Source organism: Bradyrhizobium sp. 186, from assembly GCF_023101685.1.
In the GTDB taxonomy this organism is placed as follows: Bacteria; Pseudomonadota; Alphaproteobacteria; order Rhizobiales; family Xanthobacteraceae; genus Bradyrhizobium.
Window position 1 is genome coordinate 825,570 of the sequence record NZ_CP082164.1, and the last position, 12,808, is coordinate 838,377.

The window sequence follows — 12,808 nt, forward strand, 5'->3', positions numbered from 1 at the left end:
GTTGCAGCATCAAGAAAAAGCCCCTGCGACGACGTCGCAGGGACTGCTTCTTTAGTAGTCACTTCTTTTCGTAGTCACCCTGGGGCTGTGCTGTCCTCAGCCGCTGACGTCACCGCTGAGGACGTCGCCGAACAGCTCCCAGCTTTCTCCCTTGAAGCGCATGAGCTGCAACTGGGACAGCGGAGCAAAGTCGGTGGGACCCGTATTGGCCTTGATGCCCGGCAAGAGGCCGGCAGGTTCGAAGTCCTTGATGCTGGCCGCCTGCTTCATGACGTTCGCACGCGTCAGATCGTTACCGCACGCTTTGAGCACGTGCACAAGGCCCTGGGCGACGATGTAACCGTACATCACCGCCGAATCCGCGCGGTTGGCTTCGGGATAGTATTTGTCGAGGAACTCATTCCAGGCCTTCATCGCCGGATCGTCCTTCCATTGCGGATCGGTCGGATCCTTGTAGTAGTTCGAGGAGACGATGCCCTGCGAGGCCTCGAAGCCGGCCGGCTTCATCACGCTGCCGATCGAAACCGAGACGTTGTTGAGAAAGTGCGTCGGATGCCAGCCGATCTCGGCGTTCTTCTTGATCGCCTGGGCGGCGAATTTTGGCGTGGTGATGTTGAAGAAGACATCGGCGCCGGTTGCCTTCAGCGTCACGATGTGGGAGTCGATGGTTGGCTCGGACGTCTCGTAGCTCTCTTCGGCGACGATCATCGAAGCCGCCTTGGCGCCAAGCCCCTCCTTCATGCCCTTCAGGTAGTCTTTGCCGTAATCGTCGTTCTGATAGAGGATGGCAATCTTGGCGTTCGGCATCTTCTGGAGGATATACTTGGCGTAGATGCGTGCCTCGCTCTGGTAGTTGGGCTGCCAACCCATGGTCCAGGGGAAGTTCTGCGAATCGTTCCACTTGGTGGCGCCGGTAGCGACGAACAGCTGCGGTACCTTCTTCGAGTTCATGTATTTCTGGATCGCGGAATTCGACGGCGTGCCCAGCGACTGGAAGATCAACAGCACCTCGTCGCTCTCGACGAGCTTGCGCGCCTGCTCGACCGTCTTGGGTGGCGAGTAGGCGTCATCATAGCTGATGAAGGTGATCTTGCGGCCGTTGATCCCGCCCTCCGCATTGATTTTGCGGAAATAAGCTTCTTCCGTCTTGCCGATCACGCCGTAAGCGGACGCGGGACCGCTATAGGGCATAATGTTGCCGATCTTGATTTCGGTGTCTGAGGCGCCGGTGTCGTATTTCTTCTGCGCAGTTGCTGCCGTGGATAACGTAGCAGCCAGCGCGAGGGCAACCGAGAAGGCCCCCAATCGCACGTGGATAGCACGCATCGTGATCTCCCTAGAGCCCCGGGTGAATGTGTCGATTGTTTTTGATTGGGTGCGGTCGTTTGCGCCGCTCCTGGCCGCATTCAATACCCCCCGCGGCTATCCAGCAACAGAAACGCTCCCTGCGGAGCTGTTGCAGGGCCCGATTTTGTCGGAGTAATGCGGAATATCCGATCTGCGAGGCGCCGCTCGGGCTTTGCAGTTAGCTGAGCTTGAGTTGATGTTGTCGCGCAGAACAATTTTTAGTTGCGCAAATTCGCGACGCGTTAGCTAGTGGCTGAGTTCGCTCGAGATGATGTCGCCGAACAGCTCCCATTTCTTGCCCTTGAACCGCATCATCTGGAGCTGCTCGATCGGGGCGAAATTGTCCGGCGCGGTGTTGATCCTGATGCCGGGCAGCAGCGTATCGGGTTCGAAATCCTTCAGGCTCGCCGCCTGCTTCATGACGTTCTCGTGGGTGAGGTCGTCGCCGCACATCTGGAGCACCTTCACCATGGTCTGTGCGGCCGCGTAGCCGAACACCACGGCGGCATCGAGCTTGTTGGCCATGGGATCATATTGCGCGAGGAAGTTATAAAATTTCTTCATGCCGTCATCGGCGTTCCACTGCGGGTCGGAGCCGTCCTTGGTGTAGGCCGCCGACAGCACGCCTTGCGAGATCTCGTAGCCCGCCGGCTCGATCACGCCGCCGACCGACGCCGAGACGTTGGAGATGATGTGCATCGGATGCCAGTTGATCTCGGCCGCCTTCTTGATCGCTTGCGCCGCGAATTTCGGCGTGGTGATGCTGATGAAGACGTCGGCGCCCGCGGCCTTCAGCTTCACGACGTGCTCGTCGATCGCCGGCTCCGAGGTCTCGTAACTGTCCGCGAGCACGATCATCGACGCCTTGGCGCCGAGGCCGTCCCTCAGTCCTCTCAGGTAGTCCTTGCCGAAATCGTCGTTCTGGTAAAGCACGGCGATCCTGGCGTCGGGCTTCTCCTTCATGATGTACTTGGCGTAGATCCGCGCCTCGCTGGCGTAGCTTGGCTGCCAGCCCATGGTCCACGGATATTGCTTGGGATCGTTCCACTTGGAGGCGCCGCTCGCGACGAACAATTGCGGCACCTTCTTCTCGTTCATGTATTTGCGGATGGCGCCGTTGGTGGAGGTGCCGAGCGAGCCGAAGATCAGCAGCACCTCGTCGCTCTCGACCAGCTTGCGCGCCTGTTCCACCGTCTTCGGCGGCGAATAGCCGTCGTCATAAGAGATGAATTTGATCTTGCGGCCGTTGATGCCGCCCTCGGCATTGATCTTGTTGAAGTAGGCTTCCTCGGTCTTGCCGATCGCGGCATAGGCGGAGGCCGGGCCGCTATAGGGCATGATGTTGCCGATCTTGATCTCGGTATCGGAAGCGCCGCTGTCGTATTTCTTTTGCGCAAGCACCGGGCTGCTCATCGCAGTGCACAACGCGACCACGGCCGAAAGGGCCGCAACCTGAAAATGAACGGCAGTCATTGTTCTCCTACCCCGAGTTCGATCGGCGCCGCATTGAACAAGATTGACGCCTGACGTCAACAAAAAGCCCCCGCGATCGCTCGCGGGGGCTTTTACCGGGACTATCGCGTCAGCGAATTATTCCGGAGCGACGTCGCCGCTCAGGATCTCGCCGAACGGTTCCCATTTCTCGCCCTTGAAGCGCTGCACCTGGAGCTGGCTGATCGGGGCGAAGTCGCTCGGACCGGTGTTGACCTTTACGCCGGGCAGCAAGGTGTCCGGAGCGAAGTCCTTCAGGCTCGCCGCCTGCTTCATCAGGTTGGCGCGGGTGAGATCGTCGCCGCACATCTCCAGTACCTTGGCCAGCGTCTGCGCTGCGCCATAGCCATAGACCACGCTGGTGTCGGTCTTGTCGGCGCCAGGCACATACTTGTCGAGGAACTCGGACCACTTCTTCATGCCGGGGTCGTCGTTCCAGCGCGGATCGGCGCCATCCTTGGCATAGGCCGCCGATAGCACGCCCTGGGACGCTTCAAAGCCGGCCGGCTTCATCACGCTGCCGACCGAGGCCGACACGTTGGTGATGATCTGGAGCGGCTTCCAGCTAAGCTCCGCGGTCTTCTTGATGGTCTGGGCGCCGAATTTCGGCGTCGTGTAGATCAGGAGCACATCCGGATTGGCGGCCTTGATCTTGACGATGTGGCCGTCGATCGACGGCTCGGAGACCTCGTAGCTCTCCTCCATGATGATCATCGACGAGGCCTTGGCGCCGAGACCGTCCTTGGTGCCTTTGAGGTAGTCTTTGCCGAAATCGTCGTTCTGATAGAGGATCGCGATCTTCGCGTCCGGCTTCTCCTTGAGCAGCCATTTCGCGTAGATCTGCGCTTCGCTCTGGTAGGAAGGCTGCCAGCCGATGGTCCAGGGGAAGTTCTTCGGATCGTTCCACTTGGTGGCACCGGTCGCGACGAACAGCTGCGGGATCTTCTTGGCGTTGAGGTATTTCTGGATCGCGCTGTTCGAGGGCGTGCCGAGCGGGTTGAACACGGCGAGCACCTCGTCGCTCTCGACCAGCTTGCGGACCTGCTCGACTGCCTTCGGCGGCGAGTAGGCATCGTCATATGTGACGAAGTTGATCTTGCGGCCGTTGATGCCGCCCTTGTCGTTGATCATCTTGAAATAGGCTTCTTCGGTCTTGCCGATGATGCCGTAGGCCGACGCCGGACCGCTGTACGGCATGATGTTGCCGATCTTGATCTCGGTGTCGGAAGCGCCGGTGTCGTATTTCTTTTGGGCAAATGCCGCGCCGGAGTTGAAAGTGATGGCCGCCGTTGCCGTGACCAGCGCGGCGGCTCGCAGTGTTCTTCCAAGAAGCAATTGGGTCTCCTTCGTTGATGAGAGTCTTGATGAGAGTTTTTCAGTTCTTTTTGAGCCTGCCGGCGAGCTGCTGGCCCAGAATCGCGACCTGCCTTGCGCCGTGCGGCACGAGGTAGATGACGAGGAACAAGAGCACGCCGAACACGGCGCCGGAGAGGCCCTTGGAGATGCCCTCCGCGATGTTCGGCACGAAGATGATAAAAGCGGCGCCGACGATCGAGCCGGGCAGCCAGCCCACACCGCCGACGACCATGCCGAGGAACAGCGAGATCGCGAGCGTGATGGTGTAGCTGTCGGGCGCGACGAACTGTACCGCGATGGCGCCGAGCGAGCCGGCGATGCCGGTGACGGCCGCGGACACGCCGAAGGCCAGCGTCTTGTATAGCGCGACGTCGACGCCCATGGCAGACGCGGCGATCTCGTTGTCGCGGATCGCCATGAAGGCGCGGCCCGAACGGGAGCGCAGCAGGTTCACCGAGAAGATGTAGATCGCTATCACGACGACGAGCGTGAAGTAGTACAGCCACATGTCCTGCGACATCGGCAGGCCGAACGGCGCATCGGGCTTGGTGACGACGAGGCCCTGCACGCCGCCGGTCCAGTGCTCGAGGAAGTTCAGCTTCAACAGCTGCGGCATGGCGGTGGCCAGCGCGAAGGTCGCGAGCGCGAGATAGACGCCGGAGAGCCGCAGCGCCGGCTGCCCGAACAGGAAGCCGAAGCCGAAGCAGACCACGCCGGCGATCGGCAGGGTCAGGGCGTAGTTGATGTTGAAGTGCTCCATCAGCACCGCCGTCGTATAGGCACCGACGGCGTAGAACGCGCTCTGGCCGAGCGAGAACTGGCCGGAGCCGCCGGTCAGGATGTTCAGCGCCAGCACCGCGAGCCCGTAGATCAGAAGCATCGTCATCTGGAAGATGATGAAGTTCTTGACGAAGACGGGCATGATGAGCAGCGCCGCGAGCACCACCAGCGAGGTGCCGGTGCCCAGCGTCATCGCCCGCTTCGGAACGGCCTCGACCGCCTGGTGGCCTTCTGCAACGACTTCTTCTGCAGCGCTCATGATCAAACTCGCTTGACGATTTGCCGGCCGAACAGGCCAGCGGGTTTGACGACCAGGACGGAGATGATCAGCGCGAGCGCGATCGGAAGTTTCAGCTCGTTGCCGACGCCGGGGATGTAGGTGCCGGCGAGGTTCTCGAAGACTCCGACCAGGAAGCCGCCGACAACGGCGCCGAACGGGCTGGTCAGTCCGCCGAGCACGGCCGCGGCGAAGCCGTAGATCAGCACGCCGCCCATCATGTTGGGCTCCAGGAACACGACGGGAGCGATCAGCATGCCGGCGATCGCGCCGATCGCGGATGCCATGCCCCAGCCCAGCGCAATCATCCAGGAGGTGTTGATGCCGACGAGACGCGCCGATTCAGGCACCGACGCGGCGGCGCGCATGGCGAGGCCGATCTTGGTGTACTGGAAGAAGAAATAGAGGCCGAGCAAGAGCAGCACGGTGACGCCAATCATGCCGGCCTGATGGGTCGAGATCAGCTGGCTGCCCAGGAACGGCGCGGAGCCGAACGGGGTCGGATACTGCTTGATGGTGAAGTCCCAGATCAGGCCGGCCGAGGAGTTGATGATCGCAAACAGCGCGATGAAGCCGGCAACGTTGGTCAGGATCGGCGCCTTGGCGAGCGGCTTGAACAAAATGCGCTCGATCGCGATGCCGCCGACGAAGGAAAGGGCCAGCGTGAGCACGAAGGCGGCCCAATAGGGTATGCCCCACTGCATCAACTGCCAGGAGATGAAGGTCGAGAACATCGCCATCTCGCCTTGCGCGAAGTTGAGATGGTCGATCGCCTGGTAGATCATGACGACGGCGAGCGCCATGCAGGCGTAGATTGCGCCGGTGGCAATCCCAGCCAGGACTTGGTTGGTGAAAAGCTCCATCGTGCCGGCTCCTCAGTAACCCAGATAGGATTTGCGGATTTCTTCGTTGTTCGCGATGTCCTTGGCGTTGCCCGACATCACGATGCGGCCGGTCTCGATCACGTACGCATGGTCGGCGAGTTCGAGCGCGAGTTGGGCGTTCTGCTCGACCACCAGGATCGACACCTTGTCCTCGCGATTGATCTTGCCGAGGATGCCGAACAGGTCGCGAACGACCAGCGGCGCGAGGCCGAAGGACGGCTCGTCCAGCAGCATCAGGCGCGGCCGCAGCATCAGCGCGCGGGCGACCGCGAGCATCTGCTGCTCGCCGCCGGAGAGCGTGCCGGCCTGCTGGGTATGCCGCTGCTTCAAGACCGGGAAATGCGCATACATGCGCTCGATGTCGGAGACGATGCTGGCACTATCCTTGCGGGTGATGGCGCCAAGCTGGAGGTTCTCCTCCACCGTCATGGTGGTGAAGGTGCCGCGGCCCTGCGGCACGTGAGCGATGCCGAACCGCACGATGCTCTCGGTGGAGCGGTTGTTCAGCGGCTTGCCGTCGAACTCGATCCCGCCGGTGGAGCGCACCATGTTGCAGATCGCGCGCAGCGTGGTGGTCTTGCCGGCGCCGTTGGCGCCCAAAAGCGTCGTCAGCGAACCTTCGCTGAGTGAGAAGGACAGGCCGTGGAGCGCTTGGACCTGGCCGTAATAGGCGCGCAGGTCCTTGACGTTGAGCAGCGTCGTCATTGGTCCTTGCTCCCGAGATAGGCCTTGATGACGTCGGGATCGGCCTGCACCTGGGCGGGCGTGCCTTCCGCAAGCTTCTTGCCGAAGTTCAGCGCGACGACGTGGTCGGCGATCGACATCACGAGACCCATGTGGTGCTCGACCAGCAGCACGGTCATGTGGCGGTCATCGCGGATGCGGCGGATGAGGTCGCCGAGCACATAGACTTCCTCATGGTTGAGGCCGCCGGCCGGCTCGTCGAGCAAGAGGATCTTCGGATCGGCCGCGAGTGCCCGCGCCAATTCGACGCGCTTCTGCGTGCCGAAAGGCAGGCCGGACACGATGGTGTGGGCGACGTCCTCGAGTTTGAGATAAGCGAGGATCTCGTGCACCTTGTTGTTGACGCTGGTCTCGCTGCGCCGGACCCAGGCGAGTTTCAGCGAGTCGCTGATGATGTCGCTCGAGGTCTTCGAATGCGCACCGACGCGGACATTGTCCATCACCGAGAGGTTCGGAAACAGCGCCACGTTCTGGAAGGTGCGGCCGATGCCGATCTCGGCGATCCGGTGCGGAGGCCGCGACAGGATGCTCACGCCCTCCATCAGGATGTCGCCGGACGACGGCTGATAAAGCCGGGACAGGCAATTGAAGAGCGTGGTCTTGCCGGCGCCGTTCGGGCCGATCAATCCCAGGATCTGGCCCTTGTGCATGTCAAACGACACGCCGTTGAGCGCAACGATGCCGCCGAACACGACGCTGACGTCGCGAACCGCGAGCAGGGGCGATGTCCCCTGCGCGAGCTGTGCCTGCGTCATCTCGTCTCGCCCACGTTGTTCAGTGGGCGGAGGGGCGGTGCGAACCGGTCCCTGCAATGACAAGAGCTATCTGATCCCCTCGGCCACACGCGCAACTTTTCCTCCTGATTTCAGCTTTTTGCTGTCTTGTTTTTTTGAATGCGGCATCAGACCCCCGAGTGCCGCTTCGATGTTCCTTACCATCGTCAGCAGACGCGGTCCAATGTCAGTGATCAATCGCTCTTCCGTGAAACGGAATGCCGGTGCGCCGCAGTTGAAGGCGTAGGGACCGGTTCCGTCGTTCAGTTTGAGCGCGACTCCGGCGGCGCCGATATCGTCGTGCCAGTCGCCGACCGAAATCGCAAAGCCGTGTTTCGCGACGGTTTCGCCGGAACGTTCCAGTCCGTCGCGCATCTTGGGCCAGCGGCTGCCGTAATGTTCGCGCAGAACGCGCGACAGTTCTGCGCGATCACCTTCGTCGAGCGCCCAGAAATAGGCGCGACCCATCGCGCTGGTTGCAATCGGCACGCGAGAGCCGACGTCAAGTTGAACACCGACCGTCTCGCTGCCGCGGCTCTGGCCGAAATAGATCATGCTGTGGCGGTCGCGACCGCCGATCGCGACCGCGCCGCCGGTCGCACGCATCATGTCCTCGCGAAACGGTTCGGACAAATGCCGAACGCCGAGATTGGCTAGCGCCGCGTAGCCAAGCGCCATCGCGGCAGGCGCAAGCTGATACTTCTCGAAGCGGGGAACCGGCGTCAGATAACCGAGCTTCGTCAATGTGTAGGTCAATCGCGAGATGGTTGGCTTGGGCAGGTTGGTACGGGCCGCGATCTCCTGATTGCCGAGAAGTCCGTCGCTGGGTTGGAATGCGCGCAATACATCAAGTCCGCGGGAAAGCGCGACGACGAAATTCCGATCGGTCGCAGTCTTCTTTCCTGTACGCTTCATCCCTGATCTGCTCTTGCGCGGAGTCGTTGACAAGCCACGTGCTTCAAAATAACCCTGCCGTCAAGATGCGGAATTAAATTCCGCACTGCGAAATCGAATAAAAGTTAATCCCCACCAAGGAGGGACACCGTGAGCGAAGTGGTCAAGCTTGAGCGTCATGACGAAGTCGGGATCGTCACGGTCAACAGCCCTCCGGTCAACGCGCTGAGCGCCGCGGTCCGCGGCGGTATTCTCGAGTGCGTCAAGGCCGCGGTCGCCGATCCCGCGATCAAGGGCATCGTGCTGACCTGCGCCGGCCGTACCTTCATCGCCGGGGCCGACATCACCGAATTCGGCAAGCCGCCGAAGCCGCCGGGCCTCAATGAAGTGCTGGCCGAAATCGAGAATTCACCGAAGCCCGTCGTTGCCGCAATTCACGGCACCGCGCTCGGCGGTGGCCTCGAGGTCGCGCTCGCCTGTCATTTCCGCGTGGCGACCAAAGAGGCAAAGCTCGGCCTGCCCGAGGTCAAGCTCGGCCTGCTGCCGGGCGCCGGCGGCACCCAGCGCCTGCCGCGCGCGGTCGGGCCGGAACTCGCGGTCAAGATGATCGTCGGCGGTGATCCGATCGGCGCTGCGGAAGCGCTGAAGAACGGCCTGATCGAGGAGATCGTCGAAGGTCCGGCCTCGGGCGGCGAAGCCTTCGTGCGCAAGCTGCTGGCCGAGAAGCGTCCGCTGCGCCGCCTGCGCGACGACGATTCCAAGATTGCGGCGGCCAAGGCCGACCGCTCGATCTTCACCAATGCCGTTGCCGCCATGACCAAGAAGTCGCGCGGCCTGGAAGCGCCGTTCGCGGCGGCCGACGCGGTCGGCTACGCCATCGACCTGCCGTTCGACGAGGGCCTGAAGAAGGAGCGCGAGGGCTTCCTCAAGCTCGTCGCCAGCGACCAGTCCAAGGCGCAGCGCTATGCCTTCTTCGCCGAGCGCGAGGCCGCCAAGATCGCCGGTGTGCCCGAGGGCACCAAGTCGCGCACCGTCAACCGCGTCGCCATCCTCGGCGCCGGCACCATGGGCGGCGGCATCGCGATGTCGTTTGCCAATGCCGGCGTTCCCGTCACCCTGATCGAGACCGGCGAGGAGCAGCTCAAGCGCGGCCTTGGCATCATGCAGAAGAACTGGGAAGCGACCGCGGCGCGCGGCGGCATTCCGGCGGACGCGCCCGCCAAGCGCATGGCGCTGATCAACGGCGTCGTCGGCATCGAGAACGTCGGGGATGCTGACCTGGTGATCGAAGCCGTGTTCGAGACCATGGCGGTGAAGAAGGAAGTGTTCGGCAAGCTCGACCAATACGTCAAGCCGGGCGCCGTGCTCGCCTCCAACACCTCCTATCTCAACATCGACGAGATCGCGAAGTCGACCAAGCGTCCGCAGGACGTGCTCGGCATGCACTTCTTCTCGCCCGCCAACGTCATGAAGCTGTGCGAGATCGTGCGCGCCGACAAGACCGCGCCGGACGCGCTGGTCACCGCCGTGAACATCGCGCGCAAGATCGCGAAAGTGCCGGCCGTGGTCGGCGTCTGCGACGGCTTTGTCGGCAACCGCATGCTGGCCCAGCGCGGCAAGCAGTCCGAGAAGCTGCTATTCGAAGGTGCCTTGCCGCAGCAGGTCGATGCCGTCGTTACCAAGTTCGGCATGCCGATGGGCCCGTTCGCGATGGGCGATCTCGCCGGTCTCGACATTGGCTGGCGTTCGCGCAAGGACCGCGGCATCAAATCAGAAATCGCGGATGCGCTCTGCGAAGCTGGCCGCTTCGGCCAGAAGACCGGCAAGGGCTACTACAAGTATGAAGCCGGCTCCCGCTCGGCGCTGCCCGATCCCGAGGTCGAGAAGCTGATCGACGAAACGCTGCTCCGTCTCGGTCGCAAGAAGCGCATCGTCAGCGACGATGAGATCCTCGAGCGCATGATGTATCCGATGATCAACGAGGGCGCGAAGATCCTGGAAGAAGGCATCGCGGCGCGTCCCTCCGACATCGACGTGGTCTGGCTCTATGGCTATGGCTGGCCGATCTACCGCGGCGGCCCGATGTTCTGGGCCGACACCGTCGGCCTCAAGCACATCGCCGATCGCCTGTCGTTCTACGCCAAGGAGACCAACGACCCCAGCCTCGAGCCCGCGCCGCTCTTGAAGAAGCTCGCCGCCGAAGGCAAGACGTTCGCGTCGCTGGCGGCGGCATCGAAGGCGGCGTGATGGAATTGGGCTCGGTGGCCACGATGTCTCGTTCCGGGGGACGCTCTCTCCGTTCCCTCCCCCACGCAACCGGGGTTTACCCCGGTTGCGCATCCTCAAAAGACGCAAGTCGGGCAGGCCCGACTTGCGGCGGGGGAGGGTCAGGGAGGGGGGTAGCCCCGGGCGAGGTCAGTGTTTGCGGCTACCGCCTTCCCCAACCCTTCCCCGCAAGGGGGAAGGGAGCCCTTCCCCTTGTGCCCACCTCACGCGAATCTGTCGCGACAACTTTGCACAGTATCGGTCGCCTATGACTCACCCCGGCGAACAGTTTTACCCCGAGGGCGTGCGTTGGGACGACACCATCGTCCAGGGCACGCTTCCCGACCTCTTGTCGAAAGCTGCCGCCGATTACGGCCCGCGCACCGCGCTGGAGTTTCGCGATCGTCCGATCAGCTACACCGAACTCGCCGGGATGGCCGAGCGCGCCGCCGCGGCGTTCCTTCGTGCCGGCTACGGCAAGAACAGCTCCATCGCGCTGTTCCTCGGCAACACGCCCGATCATCCCGTGAGTTTCTTCGGCGCGCTCAAGGCCGGCGCCCGCGTTGCGCATCTCTCCCCGCTCGACGGCGAGATCGCGCTGACGCACAAGGTCTCGGATTCCGGCTCGCGGGTGCTGGTCACCTCGAACCTTGCGGCATTGCTGCCGACCGCGCTGAAGTTTCTTGAGAAGGGCCTGATCGACCGCCTGGTCGTCTGCGAGGACGACAATTGGGGCAAGGTCGGCACGCCGCAGGCCGCGATCCCCGCCGATCCCCGCATCGTCACCTTCAAAACCTTCGTCGAGGGCGCCGCCGCGCCGGCGCAGTGGCCGCAGATGACGGCGGATGACGTCGCGCTGCTGCAATATACCGGCGGCACCACCGGCCTGCCCAAGGGGGCGATGCTCACGCACGGCAACCTCACCTCGGCCGTGTCGATCTACGACGTCTGGGGCAAGCCGTCGCGTGCGACCCGCGGCGAAATCATCGAGCGCGTGATCTGCGTGCTGCCGCTGTTCCACATCTACGCGCTCACGGTCGTGCTGTTGTCCTCGCTCAGCCGCGGCAATCTGATCTCGCTCCATCAGCGTTTTGATGTCGAAGCGGTGATGCGCGACATCGAAATCAAGCACGCGACGTACTTCCCGGGCGTGCCGACGATGTGGATCGCGATCGCGGCCCTGCCCGATCTCGACAAGCGCGACTTCTCCTCGCTTGCCACCATCGGCTCCGGCGGCGCGCCGCTGCCGGTGGAGATCGCCAACTTCTTCGAGCGCAAGATCGGCAAGAAGCTGAAAAGCGGCTGGGGCATGACCGAGACCTGCTCGCCCGGCACCGGCCATCCGCCGACAGGACCGGACAAGCCCGGCTCGATCGGCCTGATGCTGCCCGGCATCGAGCTCGACGTCGTCGCGCTGGACAATCCGACGAAGGTACTGCCATCAGGCGAAGTCGGCGAGATCCGCATCAAGGGCCCGAACGTCACCAGGGGCTATTGGAACAAGCCGAAGGAATCCGTAGAATCCTTTGCCGACGGCCGCTTCCTCACCGGAGACATCGGCTACGTCGACGCGGACGGCTATTTCTTCCTGGTCGACCGCAAGAAGGACATGATCATCTCCGGCGGCTTCAACGTCTATCCGCAGATGATCGAGCAGGCGATCTACACCATTGCCGGCGTGCACGAGGTGATCGTGCTCGGCATTCCCGACCAGTATCGCGGCGAGGCCGCCAAGGCCTTCATCAAGCTCAGGCCGGACGCGAAGCCGTTCTCGCTCGACGAGCTGCGCGCGCAGCTCACCGGCAAGCTCGGCAAGCACGAATTGCCCGCAGAGGTCGAGTTCGTCGACGATCTGCCGCGCACGCCGGTCGGTAAGCTGTCGCGCCACGAATTGCGCCAGCAGCAGAAACCGTCACAACCCACCCAATTCGCATCAGGAGGTCGCTCTTGACCGACGCCGTCATCGTTTCCACCGCCCGCACCCCGATCGGCAAGGC

General features: G+C 62.8%; 10 protein-coding genes. 2 read left to right on the top strand and 8 right to left on the bottom strand.

Annotated elements, in window-relative coordinates; genetic code table 11:
- Positions 1–96: 96 nt before the first annotated feature.
- From IVB18_RS03740 to IVB18_RS03775, 8 genes are all read right to left on the bottom strand, one after another.
- Positions 97–1,326 carry an ABC transporter substrate-binding protein gene (locus tag IVB18_RS03740; protein WP_247987994.1) on the bottom strand — a complete coding sequence of 410 codons (1,230 nt, stop codon included), beginning with the start codon at positions 1,324–1,326 and terminating at the stop codon, positions 97–99.
- A 267-nt stretch (positions 1,327–1,593) separates the two neighbouring features.
- Positions 1,594–2,820 (bottom strand): ABC transporter substrate-binding protein, encoded by a 1,227-nt coding sequence (locus IVB18_RS03745; RefSeq protein ID WP_247987995.1) that lies wholly within the window; start codon positions 2,818–2,820, stop codon positions 1,594–1,596.
- A gap of 117 nt (positions 2,821–2,937) precedes the next feature.
- On the bottom strand, positions 2,938–4,173 hold the full coding sequence (locus IVB18_RS03750; RefSeq protein WP_247987996.1) for an ABC transporter substrate-binding protein: 1,236 nt from the start codon (positions 4,171–4,173) through the stop codon (positions 2,938–2,940).
- Between the two features lie 40 nt (positions 4,174–4,213).
- Positions 4,214–5,233 (bottom strand): branched-chain amino acid ABC transporter permease, encoded by a 1,020-nt coding sequence (locus IVB18_RS03755; protein WP_247987997.1) that lies wholly within the window; start codon positions 5,231–5,233, stop codon positions 4,214–4,216.
- A gap of 2 nt (positions 5,234–5,235) precedes the next feature.
- Positions 5,236–6,114 carry a branched-chain amino acid ABC transporter permease gene (locus IVB18_RS03760; RefSeq protein WP_247987998.1) on the bottom strand — a complete coding sequence of 293 codons (879 nt, stop codon included), beginning with the start codon at positions 6,112–6,114 and terminating at the stop codon, positions 5,236–5,238.
- A gap of 12 nt (positions 6,115–6,126) precedes the next feature.
- Positions 6,127–6,840: an ABC transporter ATP-binding protein gene (locus tag IVB18_RS03765; RefSeq protein ID WP_247987999.1), complete on the bottom strand. Its 714-nt coding sequence runs from the start codon at positions 6,838–6,840 to the stop codon at positions 6,127–6,129.
- The gene (locus tag IVB18_RS03770; RefSeq protein ID WP_247988000.1) at positions 6,837–7,634 is read right to left on the bottom strand and encodes an ABC transporter ATP-binding protein; all 798 of its coding nucleotides are present in this window, start codon (positions 7,632–7,634) and stop codon (positions 6,837–6,839) included. The genes IVB18_RS03765 and IVB18_RS03770 overlap by 4 nt, the downstream gene beginning before the upstream one ends.
- A 66-nt stretch (positions 7,635–7,700) precedes the next feature.
- On the bottom strand, positions 7,701–8,567 hold the full coding sequence (locus IVB18_RS03775; RefSeq protein WP_247988001.1) for an IclR family transcriptional regulator: 867 nt from the start codon (positions 8,565–8,567) through the stop codon (positions 7,701–7,703).
- 129 nt (positions 8,568–8,696) lie between these two features.
- Between IVB18_RS03775 and IVB18_RS03780 the strand changes: the two genes are divergently transcribed.
- Positions 8,697–10,793: a 3-hydroxyacyl-CoA dehydrogenase NAD-binding domain-containing protein gene (locus IVB18_RS03780; RefSeq protein ID WP_247988002.1), complete on the top strand. Its 2,097-nt coding sequence runs from the start codon at positions 8,697–8,699 to the stop codon at positions 10,791–10,793.
- Between the two features lie 286 nt (positions 10,794–11,079).
- Entirely contained in the window at positions 11,080–12,762 is a 1,683-nt protein-coding gene (gene pimA / locus IVB18_RS03785) for a dicarboxylate--CoA ligase PimA (RefSeq protein ID WP_247988003.1), read from the top strand.
- Positions 12,763–12,808: the final 46 nt, after the last annotated feature.